The organism is uncultured Neptuniibacter sp., from assembly GCF_947498015.1.
In the GTDB taxonomy this organism is placed as follows: Bacteria; Pseudomonadota; Gammaproteobacteria; order Pseudomonadales; family Balneatricaceae; genus Neptuniibacter.
The window spans coordinates 197,136-214,990 of sequence record NZ_CANMIR010000003.1 but is presented as its reverse complement, the minus strand read 5'-3'; the positions used below and the strand labels follow the sequence as shown (position 1 = coordinate 214,990).

The following is a 17,855-nucleotide window of genomic DNA, read 5'->3' as shown; positions in this document are numbered from 1 at the left end:
GTTATTCCTAGTAGCAGTGTAACCTCGATGTCCGATAATGTTAATTATCCGGCTTTTTTCGCTATTGTTGAATGAGCCTATCAATAAGAAACTAGAGTTCTAAAAAAACAGATAGCTTATTGAGCGATCCAGCAGAACTAATCAACACCTAAATGCTGAAGTTAGCTCTATAACGACAATTTATTCTAATGGCTGGGATTACAGTAGATTGCCTTAGTCAGAACATGGAATGCCGACAGGAGAGGAAGCGATGAGCGAATATAAACATCCGTACCGTGATGCAGAGTTTATCTTAAATGAGTTGGTTGATTTTGATGCACTCTGTGCTGATGCAGGCATGGAAGATATCAATGCTGAGCTGGCCTCTGTCATCCTGACGGAAGCAGGTAAACTCGGTTCAGATGTTCTCGCACCTCTGAATGAGGTGGGGGATACACAGCATCCGCAGTTAGGTGAGTCCGGTGTCCAGCAGACTGCTGGGTTCGCTGAAGCCTATCAGCAGTTTGTTGAAGGTGGATGGAACTCGCTCACGCCAAGTGAAGAGTATGGTGGCCAGAACCTCCCTAATGTTCTTGGAACTGCGGTGAATGAGATCTGGCAATCTTCCAATCTCGCTTTTGCGCTCTGCCCATTGCTGACACAGGGAGCTATTGAATCGATTGCACACCACGGATCTGATGAGCTGAAGCAGACCTTTTTGCCGAAGATGGTCACTGGTGAGTGGACAGGTACCATGAACCTCACGGAGCCGGATGCCGGTTCTGATCTGGCAGCGGTTAAAACCAAAGCAGTTCCAAACGGTGATCACTATCTGATTAGCGGCCAGAAGATCTTTATCACCTGGGGCGATCACCAGATGACCGATAATGTAGTGCATCTTGTACTGGCACGCCTGCCGGATGCGCCTCCGGGCGTCAAAGGGATCTCCCTCTTTGTTGTGCCAAAATTCCTGCTGGATGAAAACGGTAATCCCTCAGCGCGTAATGACGCGCACTGTGTCTCTCTGGAACATAAGCTAGGGATCCACGGTAGCCCGACCTGTGTCATGAGTTTTGGTGATAATGAAGGTGCGGTGGGTTATCTCGTCGGGGAAGCCAACAAAGGGCTTGCCTACATGTTCACTATGATGAACCACGCGCGTCAGGGGGTGGGCTTACAGGGCCTTGCCATTGCAGAGCGCTCCTACCAGCAAGCGGTTGAGTATGCGAAAGAGCGTCTGCAGGGCACCAAGCGTGATGGCAGCCGCTTCGCCATTATCAAATTCCCGGATGTACGCCGCATGCTAACGCAGATGAAAGCTTCTATTGAGGCGATGCGTGGTTTGGCTCTGATCGCCGCAGCTGAGATCGATCGTAATCAATACGCCAAGGATGATTCAAGTGCTCAACAGCATAACGCACGAGTCGAACTGCTAACGCCGATTGTTAAAGGCTGGCTAACTGAGTTGGCGCAGGAGGTTACCTACCTGGGCACTCAGGTTCACGGCGGGATGGGTTTCATCGAGGAAACGGGGTCTGCGCAGCACTATCGCGATGCCCGCATCCTGACGATCTATGAAGGCACCACCGGCATTCAGGCACTGGATCTGGTTGGTCGTAAAACATTGATGAATGATGGCGCGCATCTGGCAGAACTGATTGCAGAGATTGAAGTTACAGTGAGTGAGCTGGAAGCGTCTGATCAATTCGCATCACAGGGCAAAGCCCTGCGCGAAGCACTCGAAGAGGGTAAGACAGCACGTGAATGGCTGCTCCGTAACGCCCCTGAAGATGCTGCCGCTGCTGGCAGTATCAGCGTTAACTTCATGATGATGTTTGGTTACATCTGCGGTGGCTGGGTGATGGGGCAATCTGCTCTGAAAGCACAGGCGCTGCTGGATGCCGGTAATGGTGATCCGGAATTCCTGACCGCCAAACTGGCTACCGCACAGTTCTTCAGTGAGCACCTGCTGCCACGGGTGAAAGCTAACCTGGCCTCTATTCAGGCGGGTAGTGCAAGCATCATGGCACTGAACGAAGATCAGTTCTAAAGAGAAGAACCCCAGAGGCGGATGGCCACCATGCTGTTTGCCTGATATATCCCACTAGAGCGTCTTCAGCGCGAGTGATCTCATTTCGGCACGCTGAGGATGCTACTGGAATGAACAGTAATGAAATAGGGGTCTGCCTATGAATTGTATCGGGCAGATCTTAAGAGAGATTCAACATGAAAGTACTAGTGACCGTAAAGCGCGTGATCGACTACAACGTCAAAGTGCGTGTGAAATCGGATAATACCGATGTAGATCTGGCCAACGTAAAAATGGCCCTAAACCCATTTTGTGAAATTGCTGTAGAAGAGGCCGTCCGACTGAAAGAAGCCGGTACAGCAACTGAAGTGGTTGTTGTTTCAATTGGCCCAAAGGCTTGTGAAGAGCAGATCCGTACTGCACTGGCACTGGGTGTTGACCGCGGTATCCGTATTGAAACAGAAGATTCCCCAGAGTCACTGAATGTAGCCAAATTGCTGGCGAAAGTGATCGAGGAGGAGAAACCTGAACTGATCATTATGGGTAAGCAGGCGATCGATACAGATAACAACCAGACCGGTCAGATGCTCGGAGCACTGCTGGATATGCCACAAGGTACTTTCGCATCTGAAGTGCAGATTGACGATGGCAAAGTGAATGTTACCCGTGAAGTGGATGGTGGTCTGCAGACAGTGGCACTGAACCTGCCCGCGATCGTAACAACCGATCTGCGTCTGAATGAACCGCGTTACGCGTCGCTACCTAATATTATGAAAGCGAAACGCAAACCGCTGGATGTGAAAAACCCTACCGATCTGGGCGTTGAGCTTAAAGCTCATACACAACTGCTGAAAGTTACCCCGCCGGAAGAGCGTCAGGCAGGTATTAAAGTGGGCAGCATTGATGAGCTGGTCGATAAACTGAAAAACGAAGCTAAAGTACTTTAAGGGGTGATCCAATGGCTATTCTGGTTATAGCAGAACATGACAACAGCACTCTTAAAGGTGCAACACTAAACGCTGTAACAGCAGCAACCCGGATGGGCGATGACCTTCACCTTCTGGTTGCAGGCGCAGACTGCGGCGCAGTGGCTGAAGCCGCAGCTAAAGTGGCGTGCGTCAGCAAAGTACTGGTCGCTGACAACGCTGCATACGAGTACCAACTGGCAGAAAATATCTCCAGGTTGATTGCAGAATTGGGCAAAAACTACAGTCACGTAGTGTCCCCCGCGACAACAAATGGCAAGAACTTTATGCCACGCGTTGCAGCGCTGTTGGATGTTGCTCAGCTGTCTGATATCACTGCCGTTGATGCCGCTGATACGTTCCAGCGCCCAATCTATGCAGGTAACGCGATTGCAACTGTGCAGTCTCTGGATGCAATCAAAGTGATCACCGTACGTGGTACAGCTTTTGATGCAGCTGCAGCCGAAGGGGGTTCAGCCGCCGTTGAAGTGGTTGGGTCTGTGCATGATGCAGAGATCTCCAGTTTTGTCGGTGAAGAGATGGCGGTATCAGACCGACCTGAACTAACGGCTGCGAAGGTCGTGATCTCGGGTGGCCGGGGTATGGGTAACGGTGAAAACTTTGAATTGCTGGAAAGAATCGCTGATAAACTCGGCGCTGCAGTCGGTGCATCCCGTGCAGCGGTTGACGCAGGCTTTGTACCCAACGATATGCAGGTGGGTCAGACCGGTAAGATCGTTGCGCCTGAGTTGTATATCGCTGTTGGTATCTCTGGTGCGATCCAGCATCTGGCAGGTATGAAAGATTCGAAGATCATCGTAGCGATCAATAAAGATGAAGAAGCCCCTATCTTCTCCGTAGCCGATTACGGTCTGGTTGCCGACCTGTTTGACGCAGTTCCAGAACTCGAAAGCAAACTATAAGCATCATCCTGAATCTTCGATTTCGAGCCGGTCAGCGCCGGCTCATCTCTTTTCCGGCCAATCCTGACCGAGCCCTCTCCACACAGGTCATATTGTAAAGCTGCTTTTACATATCCCTTACGCTGTTGTTTCCATAATTTGTTAATCCTTTTAAATCAACGGCATATAACAGTGGTGTCGATATTGCTTGAACTAATGCTGCAGTGCGAATTTGCACAACACTCAATAAATCTCCTAAGGAGGTTTGCTATGAATCTCAAAACATTGGCGGCGATAGCACTCATGGCATTGTTAAGCGCACCAGCAGCATTTGCAGGGCAGGATAGCGGGGCGGGAAATCGTTTGGTTTTCAACTTGATGGGATCGGATGATATGTATCTCGGCATGGTTCCCGATATAGATGGCGATAACCTGGAGGATGAAGCGTTCTGCTTTGATGTTGATCTGGTTAACGGTAAAAACCGACAGGTAATCGGTTCAGCTACCGACTGTCTCTCAAATGTAGAGGGTGGCGGGCAGGGTGGCCTGATGTTGGTAGGTACCACGTTCTTTAATCTGCCTCAGGGTACACTGGTTACACGTGGATTGACCTCCGTACAGCCTGTCAATCAGGTGACTGTGACACCAGATGGACACCCCATCACCCACATTACCGGCGCATCGGTTGATGGCAATGCAGTCTTATCAGGAACAGGAGTTTTTGCAGGCCAGGAAGGTACGGTCCGGCTCTCGGGAATGGTCGACCTTTCAGCTTTTACCGGTGAAGGCACACCGATCTTCTTCGATTGTTTGTTTATCGTAGATCTTGAGTGATCCAGCATCTGCGTGCTTTAGCCCGGCGATGGATACTTTACTTAAGTGTTCTACAGGATTGGGGCCTTCTCATCGTTTAGATGAAGTGGCCCCTGTTTCGGCACATACTGAATGAACTCAAGCCTCATGGTGCACATTCAGATTACGACTAGTTCCATACTGCCTGATTCATCAGTAGATCCAACATAAAGGATTTGCTACTGTTTCAGATATAACGTCACATTGACGTATCTCTCTAGGGTGGAGAGATCCTCAGTTAGGGAAAACAGATGAGAAACAACGCGTTACACCTTTTATCTCAATTTCCCTTCCGCAGATATACGTCAAATTGTCGTAATTAAATGCGACATGTTGTCGTATATTTTAATGTTATAAGTAGTCAGCCTTTCAGCAAGGATGCAGGTAATGAGCAAAACAAAATGCTTCATGTTTATATTTATCGGGGTTCCTTGGTTACTTGTGAGTCCTGAAGTTCAATCGTGGGTTGAGCCATTGGAGATAAATGGATTTATCAAGTTCTTTCTCTCGTTTATCGTATCTGCCCCGGCCTATGCTTTGATTCTCTGTGCATTCCTTTCATTGGTCTACTCAGGTATGTATCAAATGGCGAAACATGATCCAGAATTAAAAGAACCAACCAAAAATATGTTTTCTGTTTTCATATGGAAGGAACTGAAAGACAAATGAAAGCTGTGAAAAAACTTATAACAAGAAAAGGCATCCGACGCATACTGCGCGGCTGCTTTAGGCGTTATGTGTAATGAGGTAATACATGGAAGAACATGAGCATATTGATAGAGTTAAATCCAAGTTATGGAAATATAGCTTGTTATGCGCAGCATCATTCATGCCACCGATTATTGCTATTTCTATGCCTTTCTATTTGGTATCGCCCTACCTCTCAGAAAACGAAACATTATCAACTTGGTTTCAACGTAGTGGTTCATTAATGGTCATCATTGCAATCATAACTGAGTTCAAGCTCTATTCATTAAATGATTACTTCGATCTAAATAATACGCGCATGTTTGTCCCAGTTGATTTACCAAAGACATATAAATCAACTTATTTTGTAATATCTATAGTGGCATTAATGTCTATGCTAATTGGTACATTGATATGGGGCTATGGGGATATTTTTGTATAAAACACATAACAAGGCACTCGTTCGGACGTTCACTACGCTGCGCTGCGTTCACGCCGCACAGCTTAGGCGTTATAACTACTAAGGAGAGTACCAATGAAAAGGATTTTTCTAATCCTCGTATTATTTATTTCTAATTCTGCACTTGCTGACTCTAGAAATGAAAAAATTCAAACATTAATGGAAGCTCAAGGGCTACTTGAAATGTTTGAGCAGCAAATTGAATTGGGTAAGCAGCAGAGCGAGCAAATAGGGCAGCAGGCTATTGACCAAATGATGTCGCAGCTAAACCCAAGCGAAGAGTTTAAGAAAAGGTTTTTGACGGCATTTAATACTTTCATGTCGAAGGTTGAAGCGCCATGGGGAGCAAAAGAAATCGTCGATGTATGGGCAAAATATTATGGTTCAGGCTTCACAAATGAAGAATTGGATCAGCTAATAGGCTTCTACACATCTCCTTTAGGGAGGAAGGAAGTGAGTGTATCAAAGGACGCAATGGTTTCTTTTTCAAAACACTTTCAGGAAGCAAGTGAACCAATTATGCAGACAGCAATGAGCGAGTATATAAATGACCTCAAAGTCATTGCTAGGGAATGTAACTGCACCAAATAAAGTTATAACAAAAACAGGCAGTTGACGCGCGATGCGCTCAACTGCTGTAAGCGTTATGTGAACTAAAGGTATGGAAGCACAAATAGCAAGATGGATTTCACACATTGTAGGAGGGTCTTATATCGTGATGGCCCTTGTCGTTTTGGTTTTTATTTCACTACCAGAGATATTGTCAGGTGAGATCCTATCAAATCCGTTCCTCTTGAAAGCAGTCGGAATTGCATTTGTTTACATACTCTCTATTTATTTAGTGGCTACATTACCTAAGAAATCAGTCAAAAGAAGGGCCTGCTCGTGGCTGTTTTCAATATTTTTTCACGGAGCATTGCTGCTTTATCTTGGAGTGTGGGCTACATGGGGAGTGAGCATTTTGTTAGCTGGTTTTGCTGAATCAATAATATTGGTGCTTAGCGTAATTGGTTTGTCCATTCTCGTACGAAGTAGCTTAAAACATGAAAGCACATAACAAAAACATCAAAAGTCGCCCTACGGGCTTGGACCGCAGCTGCGCTGCGGCCCTTTATGTTGGGCGTTAGGCATCAAATAAACATGGAACGTTACTTTGGCATATCAATTTGAGCTCTTTCTTCAAACAGTTTTAATCTTCATACTCCAAAGCATCGCTGTAGTGCTTTTTACATTATTCCTATGGCAATTCTGGAAAAGATCCTCAAGCAAGGTTCTGCCTTCTGGTCCTGCAGCGTTTGGCCGAGGCTTTTATGTGATTTTTCCCGCTCTCCCGATGGTTTTATATATAGTTTGGTACTCAAATAAGCTGCTTTCTGTGTTTGGCCTTAAAGTGACCGCTACAAATTTATATTTGTTAATAATCATATTAGCCCCTTTGGTCGCCGGTTATTTTTCAGCACGTACTTATGAGCAGGCAGGATTTTTCAGCTCAGCATTAGTCAGTGGTGCTGCAATGATTCCGTACGGACTAGTAGTTTTAGCATTAGGGTATGATTTGGAGGCCATGTATAAATGGTTACCTATGCTTCTTTTCATACCTTCAATTTTTATAGGAGCTTTGTTTGCAGGAGCAAAGCCTAACAAGGCGTTTAAGTAATGACGTGCTTTGCGCGCCACTTAGCTGAGCGTTATGCGCAAGGAAAATAATGTTCGGATTCCTAAAAAAGAAAACGCCAAAGAATGGCCTAGATGCTATCGCTTATCCTCTTCAGAGGATGGGGTACGATCTACTTCCTTACGGAGCTGGTGTCGCTCAAACAGAGCTTAAAGCGTGGCTCCGCCACTAAGCTGCCGCGTTATACTTCACCAACTGACGAAGTGTGAGCCGGTAAAAATTGTCACCAGCTCACACGACATAGTTATTTTCTGAATTTAGAGTAGACGTAGTCATTTTCTTCCTTGGGCATATGACATGAAAAACAGCCGGCGCCTCCATCTGAGGTCAGGCGTTCCGTTTTGCTATTGGCTGAAAATCCCTCAAATCCCCAACCGCCGGTATTTGTGTACTTGGTTGAGTCTTTGTGCATAACACCAATCAGTTTTCGATCAGCTTCCTGAATGGTGTCGTCATTCTTAGTGTAATTAAGTAAATCAAATACGAGTACACTTCCGTCTTGATACTTGCCTGTTATTTGCCCTTGCATAGCTTTCTTATTTCCATAGATATGATGAATACCTTGGAAGGGTGTTGCTAGTGCATGCCCCGGTTCAATCACCATTGACTTAATATGCGTCCAATTCCGATAGCCATCGGGGTAAGGTACTTGGGTGTTGCCTGCGTTACTTAACGTAGAGAATGTAAGTGCGCTGCAAATGCTGATAACTGTGAGTGTAAGTTTCATGGGTGAATCCTAAAGTTAGTTAAAATTACTACCGTATCGACCCGATACTATAATCCTAAGAGCAGATATTGCCGTTGTCAATAACGTATTGAGTCGCTACTATGTGGATATGAGAGAAGATAAAATATTTAGATACATCGAACGTTTGGCCAATTTGATTCGAAATGAGATGCGAAGTGATGGTGCTGAATGGGGGCTACAACCTGTTCAGCTTGAAGCACTGTATTATCTTTCCATCTGCAATCGTTATTCAGATACCCCAATGGGGGTTACAGAGTATTTGGGGCAGACAAAGGGAACTGTCTCGCAAACCCTTAAAGTGCTTGAGAAAAAAGGACTGATATCAAAGCTTCAAGATAAGAACGACAAACGAGTGACACACCTGGAGATAACGGGTGATGGTCGATCATTACTCGAAAGATCCGTTCCTCCCTCCAAGTTGATTAGCGCTTGTGAAGAACTCGGTGATCATACTAACCAGGAAATTGTAGAGGCGCTTCAGAAGTTGTTGCTCGCAATGCAGCGGATAAACGAAATGAAGGCGTTTGGCGTGTGTAAATCTTGTAAATACAATGCCAAACTGAGCGATGGAGGGTTCTTCTGTAACCTAACCCAGGAGCCTCTTGCAGAGGTCGAAGTTGAGTTAGTCTGTAGAGAATATGAGGATAATGGTTAGTATCGGTAACACAACATAATCGGTAAATGTTCCACGCGTTTTCGCGCTTTGGGCATTAGCTTTGCTCTCTCTAAAACCGCAAAAGTGATCTAATAGTTTAGTTATACAATCGAAGGTAACTGATTGTTATTTAGGTAATTTAAATTTTATTCTTAATGATGGTTATTCTTACGGATAGCTTTGTGAGCCAGAAAATGGTGTTATGTGCCTAAGCATTAGGGAGCGTCGCAATGATCACTACCATTACAAAGTTTAAGCTTTCAGAATCGATCACTCGGAACGAAGCGAGAGATATTTTCCTGAGTACGGCACCGAAATATCAAGATCTACCTGGTCTTTACCGAAAGAGTTATTTCGTGTCTGAAGATGGAAATACGGTCGGGGGGATTTATCTCTGGGAATCCCGTGCTCATGCTGAAGCGATCTACACAGAGAGCTGGAAGAGTTTTGTCCGGGATAAATACGGTTCTGAACCCTCAGTTGAATACCTGGATACACCTGTAATAGTGGACAATGTGACACATGAAATCGTCACTGATGACTAAACCCGATGGTAGCGTACAGTTGCGGCGGAATCAGTGTGTTCACACTATTACTCGCTTTTTAACTTAGCCGATTATTAGCCTGCGGCCAGCCGGTTCATTAATAGGACGTTGTCGTAGTTGCACTCGACAGCAAGGTTAAACTTCCTGATTCTTAGCACTGGATGCCCGCTCCATATTATCTGAATCGACATAAAGCTCATCGGTGGTTCTGATACTGCCATGACCCAGATCTGCCTGAACATGTGCGAGTTCCCGACCACTGGCAACCTCCATCGATGCGCCGGTGTGTCTTAACCAGTGCGTTGTCGCTGCTCGTAGCTCAGAAGCCTCAACCTCAAAGCCATCCCTTAATAGTGAATCACAGCTTTCGTTAAAGGCTGCCTCTACGATATTGCGCAGCTGCCTACTACCGATTCCGCGATTACGTATACGGGATTGGATGACGGGTTCTGAAGAGTCTTTAGAGGGCAGGGGAGCCAGGCCTCTGTGCTCTCTATAGCGCTTTAGAAACTGCAGGTATTCGTTAGAGATTGAAACATCCCGCTCCTTGGAGCCTTTACCATAGGTGCGATACCACCAGTTACCTTCATGGTCTCGGTGAAAATGCGACATAACCGGTAACCAGTTGGGGCGTTCAGACAGCTCAGAGATACGTAACTTGAGTGACTTCAATGTGGCAATAACAAACAGCGTCCTTTCATGCTGCGGATCTGCATCGGCCATCGAAGTTGCAGTACTCAAAAGGTATTCCCACTGCAATTCAGAGAGTCGCTTTGCGGTACTGATACCGGTTTCCTGACGAAGGTAAGGGCAGTTTTTCTTAACGATAGGGATATGGTTACCCGGTGCGTAATCTTCTGCCATCAGATAGTTGAAATACACACTCAGATTAGAAAACAGACCTTGCCAGGATTTGGTATTCAGGCGACCTTTGCCTGCGCCAGCAGCTCGGAAAGGACGCCAGCGCTCATTTGGTTGTCGAATGGCATTAACCGTTAGGAAACGTCGTTCTGTGTTAGCTGCCTGCCAGTTAGGATCAGGCTTAGCTACGAAATCAGTATATTCCTCCAGATCACGACGCCGCAGGTCTGTAACCGATCTATGTTTGATCAGCCAGGACCAAAGCAGCAAGCGCTCAGCGTCTCCACGAAACTTATCATAGGTATCCTGACTCTTTTTGCTGTAACTGGTGAGGAAATCCTTGGTGTAGCGGTAATCATCAAGAGCACCTTTAACATCAAGGCTGAGGACAAAAGCCTCAACAGCGGGTGATTGATCGGGGAATGTGGCATTCCTGGGTATCTGATTAAAGAACTTGGCAGAATCAAACAGGGGAATACCAGGAAAGGATTTATGCGACACAGATAACAAACCTTGAGAAAGTATTAGAAACTGAGAGCCAGTATAGGATTCGGCAGAATTAATTACCAGTAGTGTCTACTACTGGTAATTGAGAGTATGTGTTTATACTCTATCTATTTGCCATTGAGATGCTATCACAGGCAACCTGTTATCAATCTGTAAGGACTTAATAAAACGGATAATGAATATTCTCTTTGTCTGCACTGCAAACATCCAGCGATCCTTAACTGCCGAACATCTCTGTGCTCGGTTATATCCATGCCATTCATTCAAGTCAGCCGGCGTCAGTAAAAAAGAGTGCAGTCGTAATAACAGCACTCTCTGTACCGTCGCATTGCTTGATTGGGCAGATATCGTATTTACCTTTGAAAAGATGCACGCAGAAAGAATTGAGCAGCATACGGCTGGAGAGTACACAGGAAAAATCATCAACCTCAATATAGAGGATAGATTTCAATATAACGCACCAGAACTCATCACACTTATAAAAGAGAAGCTGGCCAACTATCTGCCATAAAAAGGATGCACGGAGAGTTCTCCTGTTGGCAGTACTACCCACAAATTTATATTTCTGAGCACTGTCCGCACGGTAGTGCAGAGTGTAATAACTACCTAAACCGTGATTCATTCTTCTTAGCTCTAGGCAACCATCTCTTAGCGGGAGCGTTACGTTGATCTCCCTGTGTAATGCTATTGATCTGCTTAGCAGTTGAATCCCTAAAGATCTAAACAGTAGGGTGTCGCTTTGCTGTCAATACACCTATCAATTTTCACAGATAGATAATTATCCTATTTAACATAACATATATTATGCGAATATCCAGATATCGACATTACAGCTCTTATAGCAATAGTAAGAGCTTACTTAGTTATGAGTGTGAAACTGGATGTGGTGACGATTGATAGCTACACAGTAGTGCTGGATGAAGGTTAATAAACTCACCCGTGATATCAGATTCAACGATCAATCGCGAAGGCTCTGGTGCCATGCAATGCACCTTGGCGAGCACCTCATAAGGTTGGTATTTGTGGAGCTTGAAGGTATTGGATTCGTAGAGGTCGGCGTCCAGCATGACGCAGTCGCCAACGGAGATTTCATTCCAAAGCAATTCGGTTTCCAGGTGTAGTTCGGTAAAATCCAAAACAGCCATGACAACGACCTCTTGCTGGATGATATACCTTAAGCTTGGACGATTTCGTGCCGAATTGCGAGGTGAACCAGTTCAGAATTATTAGAAATCTTTAGTTTTCTGAAGATATTTGTACGATGAGCATGCACGGTTTTAGGGCTGAGGAACATAAATTCCGCCACTTGTGAAACGGTACGGCCTTCAGCCAGGAGTGAGAAAATCTGCAGTTCGCGCTTGGTTAGGCTATTGAGTGATACGCCTTCTGCAGAGGTGCCGCCTCCAGCGATTCTGGAGCGAATCTCTTCGGTTATGTACTCTTCACCCTCATAAATAGCCTTAACGGCCTCCAGAAGCTCGTCAGGAGCGCATCGTTTGGTGAGGAAGCCTTTGGCACCGGCATTGACGACGTGCGCAGGAAACGGGTCTATCTCCATTGCAGTTAAGACCAGTACCTTTGCTTTAGGGTCGTGGGAGATAATCCGTCTAATCGCTTCCAGACCTCCATTGAGGTTGTTGCCCGCCTCCTCTGCACAGGTACCTGATGGCATGTTCAGGTCCATAATGACCACATCAGGGTGGTGGCGGGTGTACATTTCACAGGCAGATTGTCCATTATCAGCTTCACCAATTATCTCGATGGTTTCGTCGGAGATCAGAAGTCGCTGAAAGCCTGCGCGCACTAGCGGGTGGTCGTCAACGAGTAAAATTCTAATTGGCTTGCTCATTACTTATCCTGTTGTTCTGCTGTATGTACGCCAAAAAATATTTAATATAGCTTTTGTTTTCAGTTAGATAGCAACGATATTTGCAAAGCAGGTTTACCTGTCTTCGCTGGATATTACTGCATCAGCGCCTTTGTAGACGCCGTGACAGTTGATATCTAACGCGCCGGCGCTGGATATATCCTCCATCGGGATATGCGCCGGAAGCGCTACCAGTTCATCGCTATAGCCTACAAGCTGGACACCCTCTTTCTTACAGTGCTGCAAAACCTTCTCTAAGGCTTTGATTACCTTGATCTGTCGAGCGTTGAGGTGGTCTTGCGTTTTGCTTTTATCGGCAGGTTTACTGGTTACCTGCTTGATAGCATAGCCGTCACTGTCCAGGAGCTGTATTGTAATATTTTTGAGTTTTTCCTGAATAAGCATCGCTTTTGCTTTCAGGAATAGCGCTTCGCTCTGGCAACAGATAGCATCTTCAGCCTTGCAGGTCTTGAGTACAGCAACGATCTCTTCCTTGCTGGCTGATTCTTTTAAAACTATATCCATTTCAGCGTGTTATCCGGGTTTTTATACGTTTAACATAAAGCCAGGTTCGCTTAAAAAGCGCGCACCAAGGTTAACATTCATTGCCGCTTAAAGCATCTCATCATCGTTATTTGCTGCTAATTCTCTGCGCTTTCTGCGCGCGCCAGTCTGATAAGCAGATCTGATTTCTCTTTTATCAGGGTATCTATCTGTTTATTAAGGCGTTTATTTTCCTCTTTAAGTGTTCGGTTGGTAACCTGAATCTCTATGTATTGATCCAGATTGCCGCTCCCCTGCGTGACGATCTCAGCCTGTTTCAGCTGCCTGTTGAGATTGCTGCAGGCTGCCTGGCTCTCCATCAATTCGTTTTCAAGTTTAAGATGCTTGTGCTGCAGACTGTTTCGCTCAGCTGCTATTCGCTCGTTGTCTTGCAACAGTCTCAGGCACTGCGCTCTGAGCTCTTTCAGCTCGCGCTTATCCTCGGACGATACTGAGGTGGCTTCTTTGGTTTTCTTTCGGAACTCGGCCTCAAGGGTGGCGCGCCTTTCTGTGAGGGTGTTTTCGGCGTATGCCAATGCTTGGTGCCATAGCTTTGCTGCGCTCTCTGCAACCGGATCGGGAATCATTGGGTGCGATGTGTTGGCTTTCATTCTTTCGCCCAGCTCCTGCCACCAGCTATTAAGCGCCTTGTTTATCGTTGTAATTGACCCGGAACCCATCCGTTCTCGTACGTTCTGCTGAGTGGGTCTTATTCCCTCTTTAAGGAGCTGATCTGCTGTTGCCTTTGCTCGCTGCTGCGTGTCTGATTTTGCGCTCATTATAATATCCAATATGTATCGTATGATACATATCATAGTTTATTTGTAAGGCTTGGCAACCTTTTGTCTACGGTAATTTCCATACAAATCACTACCTTATGGGCTACGCTGATAGTGAGCTGTTTTTGTCTAGCAGGAGTTGTTCAATGACTACACGCATTGCGATTAATGGATATGGTCGGATCGGGCGTAACATCTTACGTGCTCTGTATGAGTCAGGGTGTGATGACCTAAAAATTGTGGCTATTAATGATCTGTGTGATCCGAAGGTAAATGCTCATCTCACGGAATATGACAGTGTGCACGGCAAGTTCAGATACAGTGTTACCAGTGATGAAGGCTCTTTATGCATTCGAGATGATGTGATCAGGGTATTTCATGAAAAAGATCCTGAGGCCCTCCCCTGGCAGTCACTTGAGATCGATATCGTGTTTGAGTGCACCGGTTTGTTCACGAATAAAAAAGCAGCTGAAGTTCATCTCAGGCGTGGTGCAAAACGGGTCTTGGTGTCTGCGCCAGCATCTAAAGCTGATGCGACAGTTGTTTATGGTGTAAATCACCACACCATCTCCCCTAATGACAGTGTCATCTCAAATGCTTCCTGTACCACAAATTGCCTTGCCCCGATGGCACAGGTACTTCATCAAGCTTTCGGGATTCGGTCCGGGATGATGACGACGATCCACGCCTACACTAATGATCAGCATCTAACCGATGCTTTCAGTGGTGACCTATACAGAGCTCGTGCTGCTGCGACGTCAATGATACCAACACGCACTGGGGCAGCAGCAGCCGTGGGTATTGTGTTACCTGAACTCGATGGGAAACTGTCTGGCATGGCTGTCAGGGTTCCAACCAGCAATGTATCTCTGGTTGATCTTGCGTTTATTCCTGAGCGTAGCTGCACAGTTGATGAGATTAATGCATCGCTACTGCAGGCTTCAGAGGGTGATTATCGTGGAATTATCGGTTACAACGATAAGCCACTGGTTTCGGTTGATTTCAACCACCATTCGGAGTCATGTATTTTTGATTCTACCCAGACCCTGTGTGATCGCGATCTTGTGAAAGTGTTTGCCTGGTACGATAACGAATGGGGATTCTCTAATCGAATGCTGGATACAGCCCGGTATATTACCAAATTTCTGTAGCTCTACAGGCTGCGGTCATCGCCGCCCGATCCCATCTAACTCCCGCTGTACGAAAGCTTATCAGCGGGAGTCTATCATCCAGATTCCTCTTCGCTTAACCTGTCCTTTGCAACTTATCTTTAAGTGCTTCCACCGTGAACTGAAGCCCATCCCCCAGAGCAACGCGCTGTTTTAACTGAAAGCGGTTCATCGCCTTTCCAGGATCCCCCAGTGATATTGCGATATCGCCAGTCCGTGCAGTTTCATAGCGGATATCAACCTCCACACCTGCCACCATCGATAAGGTTTTTGCTAACTGCTCTATAGAGGTCGACAGGCCTGTACATACATTGAATACAGACGCCTCTTTTTGATGGTTAAACATGGCGCTTAACAGGTGCTCAACAACATCACCGACATAGATAAAATCGCGAGTTTGTTCGCCGTTCCCATAGACCTTGAGTGGTAAGCCTTTAAGAATTCTATCGATAAAGATCGATATAACCCCGGAATAGGGAGAGGATGGATTTTGTCGTGGCCCATATACGTTAAAAAACCGCAGCCCTACCGTTGATACTTTGTGATTCAGCCAGGCAACCCTGGCATGGTGCTCACTTCCAAGCTTATCTGCGCCATACGCACTGATCGGCCTTGGGGTAGAGGTTTCATCCAGAGGTATGGTTGCGTTATCACCATAGATAGCAGCTGAGGAAGCATATACCACAGGCACGGGTGTTTTATTGCAGCTTCTTGCCGCATCGAACACGTTAACGCTACCCTGCTGATTAATACGGTGTGTTCCTGTCCAATCTGTTTTAGAGCGCTCTACCGATGCCACTGCTGCTAGATGGAAACAGCCATCCATATCTTGCATCGCTCCTTTAACGATCCCTGCATCTGCCACATCTCCCAGGATCAATTCTGCTGAATCGGGTAGATAATCCACTACCCCCGTGGACAGGTCATCCAGTACCCTGACTGTATGGCCACGTTCGATTAATGCATCTGTCAGATGCGATCCGATAAATCCGCAACCGCCTGTGATCAAATATTTCATTACTCTCTCCTTAGTCGGAATGACTTAGAGGAGTAGTGGCAAATATCCGGCCAATAAATTTATTCAATTTTTTCAATGAATTAGGTAATACCGTTTCCTCTGATCTGTCATATTGATTCTCAGAATGAGAAAAATACTCTCAGACTTATAATTTTGATCAATAAAGTCCCCAATAGGCTTAACTCAATAGGTATCTCAATTATCAATCCCCCTTAACTCATTGATTTCCTGATGTTCCTCAATCTTTGGCTAGCTTATTGCTCTGCTTACCCTGTACCGGGATCGATTTGGAGGCTGCTATGTCCGTTCATGATTGGGTTATCTATCAGTTACTAGACAGTCGTGGGCCAGGCGGGATTGAAACCCATGTGTTAAACCTCTCATGCTGGCTCAATGACCATGGCTACCGAAATGAGGTTATTTTCCTTAAGGATCACGGTGCTCATCCGCTTAAAGATGCGTTGTCAGCTCAAGGGGTACATTGGCGCTGCCTTGAACGCTACTCAGATTTAGGCCATTTGGTCACACATACCCCCAGCCTCCTCTGCACTCATGGTTACAAAGCGGGGATCCTAGGCAGGTTAGTTGGACGCTTCAACCGAACACCAGTGGTCTCGACCTACCATTCGGGTGACCGTGGGCGTGGCAAACTCAGGATCTATAGCTGGCTCGATGAAATCACTGCCCTATTTGCTGATCGGGTGATCAGCGTCAGCGCTGAGATATCGGCCCGACTTCCAGTCAGTTCGCAACAGATTGTTAACTTTATCAGCAGCCAGAAGCTGCCTCATCAGCGCGGAAAAGCAGTTGCCTTTGTTGGTCGACTCTCTGAAGAGAAAGGGCCGGAGAGTTTCGCCAGAGCGACGCTGAATCTGGAAACCCCCTGCCATGTATATGGTGACGGCCCTCTTAGAGATGAACTGCAAAGCGCTTATAAGCACCTCCGTTTCTTCGGTCATGTCGATATGCAAACACATTGGCCTGAGATCGGCTTGCTATGTATCACCAGTAGCTATGAAGGGCTGCCACTGGTTGCACTGGAAGCGATGGTTAGAGGAATCCCTGTCGCTAGTTATGCCATTGGAGGCTTACCAGAGCTGATTGAAGATCAACGTACCGGTTGGTTAGTCCCTCCACGTGATGAGACTACGTTAAATAAAACCATCCAGTTATGGTCACTGAAGAGCCCAACAGATAAAGCTGCGATGGCAGTTGCGGCCCATCACCATATTGCGAGGCACTATAGCGATGATTCTGTCTGCCCAAAGATCATTGCCCTTTACAAGCAAGCGATACAGCATAAAGGCGCTCTTCTTGCGGGTCTTTAGTGATATCTGACCAGAAGTTAATCGTAAAGCTAATCTGGGTTGAGGAGCTGAATATGAGAAATATCAATATAGTACTCTTAATAATTGCAGGGCTGGGCACATCATCTAGGAGTACCGCCAATGACTGGCCTCAAGCCTGTTACAACGAGACATCAATGTGGGTAACCAATGCATGCAAAGAGTACATTGAGACCGTATATTACGCTGCGCCGGGGCCTGATATCGGTTCAGGCATGATCGGTTTTTTACTGGTCAGCGCCATTATTTTATATCTCAAAAAGTAACG

At 46.2% G+C, this 17,855-nt stretch carries 22 protein-coding genes; 15 read left to right on the top strand and 7 right to left on the bottom strand.

The features are described from left to right. The first annotated feature begins 250 nt into the window (after positions 1 to 250). The 9 genes from Q0882_RS05220 (at position 251) to Q0882_RS05180 (ending at position 7,531) form a co-directional block, all read left to right on the top strand. Entirely contained in the window at positions 251 to 2,029 is a 1,779-nt protein-coding gene (locus Q0882_RS05220; RefSeq protein ID WP_299178800.1) for an acyl-CoA dehydrogenase C-terminal domain-containing protein, read from the top strand. 176 nt (positions 2,030 to 2,205) lie between these two features. Continuing rightward, on the top strand, positions 2,206 to 2,955 hold the full coding sequence (locus tag Q0882_RS05215) for an electron transfer flavoprotein subunit beta/FixA family protein (RefSeq protein ID WP_299178798.1): 750 nt from the start codon (positions 2,206 to 2,208) through the stop codon (positions 2,953 to 2,955). Between the two features lie 11 nt (positions 2,956 to 2,966). Continuing rightward, on the top strand, positions 2,967 to 3,896 hold the full coding sequence (locus tag Q0882_RS05210; protein WP_299178796.1) for an FAD-binding protein: 930 nt from the start codon (positions 2,967 to 2,969) through the stop codon (positions 3,894 to 3,896). A 249-nt stretch (positions 3,897 to 4,145) separates the two neighbouring features. Further along, entirely contained in the window at positions 4,146 to 4,709 is a 564-nt protein-coding gene (locus Q0882_RS05205) for a hypothetical protein (RefSeq protein WP_299178794.1), read from the top strand. A 405-nt stretch (positions 4,710 to 5,114) separates the two neighbouring features. Next, the gene (locus tag Q0882_RS05200; protein ID WP_299178792.1) at positions 5,115 to 5,396 is read left to right on the top strand and encodes a hypothetical protein; all 282 of its coding nucleotides are present in this window, start codon (positions 5,115 to 5,117) and stop codon (positions 5,394 to 5,396) included. Between the two features lie 85 nt (positions 5,397 to 5,481). Beyond that, positions 5,482 to 5,856: a hypothetical protein gene (locus tag Q0882_RS05195; protein ID WP_299178790.1), complete on the top strand. Its 375-nt coding sequence runs from the start codon at positions 5,482 to 5,484 to the stop codon at positions 5,854 to 5,856. Positions 5,857 to 5,949: 93 nt separating this feature from the next. Then, the gene (locus tag Q0882_RS05190) at positions 5,950 to 6,465 is read left to right on the top strand and encodes a DUF2059 domain-containing protein (protein WP_299178788.1); all 516 of its coding nucleotides are present in this window, start codon (positions 5,950 to 5,952) and stop codon (positions 6,463 to 6,465) included. A 70-nt stretch (positions 6,466 to 6,535) separates the two neighbouring features. Then, a complete protein-coding gene (locus Q0882_RS05185) occupies positions 6,536 to 6,931 on the top strand; it encodes a hypothetical protein (RefSeq protein ID WP_299178786.1) in 396 nt (131 codons plus the stop codon). Between the two features lie 96 nt (positions 6,932 to 7,027). Further along, positions 7,028 to 7,531 (top strand): hypothetical protein, encoded by a 504-nt coding sequence (locus Q0882_RS05180; protein ID WP_299178784.1) that lies wholly within the window; start codon positions 7,028 to 7,030, stop codon positions 7,529 to 7,531. 262 nt (positions 7,532 to 7,793) lie between these two features. On the opposite strand, the gene Q0882_RS05175 is transcribed toward Q0882_RS05180, so the two are convergent. After that, on the bottom strand, positions 7,794 to 8,276 hold the full coding sequence (locus Q0882_RS05175) for a cytochrome P460 family protein (RefSeq protein ID WP_299178781.1): 483 nt from the start codon (positions 8,274 to 8,276) through the stop codon (positions 7,794 to 7,796). Positions 8,277 to 8,385: 109 nt separating this feature from the next. On the opposite strand from Q0882_RS05175, the gene Q0882_RS05170 reads away from it, so the two are divergent. Next, a complete protein-coding gene (locus Q0882_RS05170; protein WP_299178779.1) occupies positions 8,386 to 8,952 on the top strand; it encodes a MarR family winged helix-turn-helix transcriptional regulator in 567 nt (188 codons plus the stop codon). A 230-nt stretch (positions 8,953 to 9,182) separates the two neighbouring features. Next, positions 9,183 to 9,497, top strand: coding sequence for a YdhR family protein (locus Q0882_RS05165; RefSeq protein ID WP_299178777.1), 315 nt, complete (start codon positions 9,183 to 9,185; stop codon positions 9,495 to 9,497). 135 nt (positions 9,498 to 9,632) lie between these two features. Here Q0882_RS05165 and Q0882_RS05160 read toward each other — a convergent pair whose 3' ends face one another. After that, entirely contained in the window at positions 9,633 to 10,859 is a 1,227-nt protein-coding gene (locus Q0882_RS05160; RefSeq protein ID WP_299178775.1) for a site-specific integrase, read from the bottom strand. Between the two features lie 181 nt (positions 10,860 to 11,040). On the opposite strand from Q0882_RS05160, the gene Q0882_RS05155 reads away from it, so the two are divergent. Continuing rightward, positions 11,041 to 11,376, top strand: coding sequence for a hypothetical protein (locus Q0882_RS05155; RefSeq protein ID WP_299178773.1), 336 nt, complete (start codon positions 11,041 to 11,043; stop codon positions 11,374 to 11,376). Positions 11,377 to 11,728: 352 nt separating this feature from the next. Here the strand turns inward: Q0882_RS05155 and Q0882_RS05150 are convergent, their stop codons facing one another. The 4 genes from Q0882_RS05150 to Q0882_RS05135 form a co-directional block, all read right to left on the bottom strand. Next, positions 11,729 to 11,968 carry a hypothetical protein gene (locus tag Q0882_RS05150; protein WP_299178771.1) on the bottom strand — a complete coding sequence of 80 codons (240 nt, stop codon included), beginning with the start codon at positions 11,966 to 11,968 and terminating at the stop codon, positions 11,729 to 11,731. A 71-nt stretch (positions 11,969 to 12,039) separates the two neighbouring features. Then, positions 12,040 to 12,714 (bottom strand): response regulator transcription factor, encoded by a 675-nt coding sequence (locus Q0882_RS05145; protein WP_299178769.1) that lies wholly within the window; start codon positions 12,712 to 12,714, stop codon positions 12,040 to 12,042. A 93-nt stretch (positions 12,715 to 12,807) separates the two neighbouring features. Next, complete coding sequence (locus tag Q0882_RS05140) at positions 12,808 to 13,257, bottom strand: response regulator (RefSeq protein WP_299178767.1); 450 nt, start codon at positions 13,255 to 13,257, stop codon at positions 12,808 to 12,810. A 116-nt stretch (positions 13,258 to 13,373) separates the two neighbouring features. After that, the gene (locus tag Q0882_RS05135; RefSeq protein ID WP_299178765.1) at positions 13,374 to 14,054 is read right to left on the bottom strand and encodes a DNA-binding protein; all 681 of its coding nucleotides are present in this window, start codon (positions 14,052 to 14,054) and stop codon (positions 13,374 to 13,376) included. 146 nt (positions 14,055 to 14,200) lie between these two features. Between Q0882_RS05135 and gap the strand changes: the two genes are divergently transcribed. After that, positions 14,201 to 15,205 (top strand): type I glyceraldehyde-3-phosphate dehydrogenase, encoded by a 1,005-nt coding sequence (gene gap, locus Q0882_RS05130; protein ID WP_299178763.1) that lies wholly within the window; start codon positions 14,201 to 14,203, stop codon positions 15,203 to 15,205. A gap of 94 nt (positions 15,206 to 15,299) precedes the next feature. Here the strand turns inward: gap and Q0882_RS05125 are convergent, their stop codons facing one another. Next, on the bottom strand, positions 15,300 to 16,241 hold the full coding sequence (locus Q0882_RS05125) for an NAD-dependent epimerase/dehydratase family protein (protein WP_299178761.1): 942 nt from the start codon (positions 16,239 to 16,241) through the stop codon (positions 15,300 to 15,302). A gap of 299 nt (positions 16,242 to 16,540) precedes the next feature. Here Q0882_RS05125 and Q0882_RS05120 point away from each other — a divergent pair, with 299 nt between their 5' ends. Both Q0882_RS05120 and Q0882_RS05115 read left to right on the top strand, forming a co-directional pair. Further along, positions 16,541 to 17,569 carry a glycosyltransferase family 4 protein gene (locus Q0882_RS05120; RefSeq protein ID WP_299178759.1) on the top strand — a complete coding sequence of 343 codons (1,029 nt, stop codon included), beginning with the start codon at positions 16,541 to 16,543 and terminating at the stop codon, positions 17,567 to 17,569. 53 nt (positions 17,570 to 17,622) lie between these two features. Further along, complete coding sequence (locus Q0882_RS05115) at positions 17,623 to 17,853, top strand: hypothetical protein (RefSeq protein ID WP_299178757.1); 231 nt, start codon at positions 17,623 to 17,625, stop codon at positions 17,851 to 17,853. Positions 17,854 to 17,855: the final 2 nt, after the last annotated feature.

What these genes read in the sequence shown, in the direction of transcription:
- Q0882_RS05155 (WP_299178773.1), top strand. Translation starts at nt 11,041, where the DNA reads ATGAATATTCTCTTTGTCTGCACTGCAAACATCCAGCGATCCTTAACT.
- Q0882_RS05140 (WP_299178767.1), bottom strand. Translation starts at nt 13,257, where the DNA reads ATGGATATAGTTTTAAAAGAATCAGCCAGCAAGGAAGAGATCGTTGCT.
- gap (WP_299178763.1), top strand. Translation starts at nt 14,201, where the DNA reads ATGACTACACGCATTGCGATTAATGGATATGGTCGGATCGGGCGTAAC.
- Q0882_RS05195 (WP_299178790.1), top strand. Translation starts at nt 5,482, where the DNA reads ATGGAAGAACATGAGCATATTGATAGAGTTAAATCCAAGTTATGGAAA.
- Q0882_RS05120 (WP_299178759.1), top strand. Translation starts at nt 16,541, where the DNA reads ATGTCCGTTCATGATTGGGTTATCTATCAGTTACTAGACAGTCGTGGG.
- Q0882_RS05145 (WP_299178769.1), bottom strand. Translation starts at nt 12,714, where the DNA reads ATGAGCAAGCCAATTAGAATTTTACTCGTTGACGACCACCCGCTAGTG.
- Q0882_RS05215 (WP_299178798.1), top strand. Translation starts at nt 2,206, where the DNA reads ATGAAAGTACTAGTGACCGTAAAGCGCGTGATCGACTACAACGTCAAA.
- Q0882_RS05170 (WP_299178779.1), top strand. Translation starts at nt 8,386, where the DNA reads ATGAGAGAAGATAAAATATTTAGATACATCGAACGTTTGGCCAATTTG.
- Q0882_RS05185 (WP_299178786.1), top strand. Translation starts at nt 6,536, where the DNA reads ATGGAAGCACAAATAGCAAGATGGATTTCACACATTGTAGGAGGGTCT.
- Q0882_RS05210 (WP_299178796.1), top strand. Translation starts at nt 2,967, where the DNA reads ATGGCTATTCTGGTTATAGCAGAACATGACAACAGCACTCTTAAAGGT.
- Q0882_RS05165 (WP_299178777.1), top strand. Translation starts at nt 9,183, where the DNA reads ATGATCACTACCATTACAAAGTTTAAGCTTTCAGAATCGATCACTCGG.
- Q0882_RS05205 (WP_299178794.1), top strand. Translation starts at nt 4,146, where the DNA reads ATGAATCTCAAAACATTGGCGGCGATAGCACTCATGGCATTGTTAAGC.
- Q0882_RS05175 (WP_299178781.1), bottom strand. Translation starts at nt 8,276, where the DNA reads ATGAAACTTACACTCACAGTTATCAGCATTTGCAGCGCACTTACATTC.
- Q0882_RS05135 (WP_299178765.1), bottom strand. Translation starts at nt 14,054, where the DNA reads ATGAGCGCAAAATCAGACACGCAGCAGCGAGCAAAGGCAACAGCAGAT.
- Q0882_RS05200 (WP_299178792.1), top strand. Translation starts at nt 5,115, where the DNA reads ATGAGCAAAACAAAATGCTTCATGTTTATATTTATCGGGGTTCCTTGG.
- Q0882_RS05115 (WP_299178757.1), top strand. Translation starts at nt 17,623, where the DNA reads ATGAGAAATATCAATATAGTACTCTTAATAATTGCAGGGCTGGGCACA.
- Q0882_RS05125 (WP_299178761.1), bottom strand. Translation starts at nt 16,241, where the DNA reads ATGAAATATTTGATCACAGGCGGTTGCGGATTTATCGGATCGCATCTG.
- Q0882_RS05220 (WP_299178800.1), top strand. Translation starts at nt 251, where the DNA reads ATGAGCGAATATAAACATCCGTACCGTGATGCAGAGTTTATCTTAAAT.
- Q0882_RS05190 (WP_299178788.1), top strand. Translation starts at nt 5,950, where the DNA reads ATGAAAAGGATTTTTCTAATCCTCGTATTATTTATTTCTAATTCTGCA.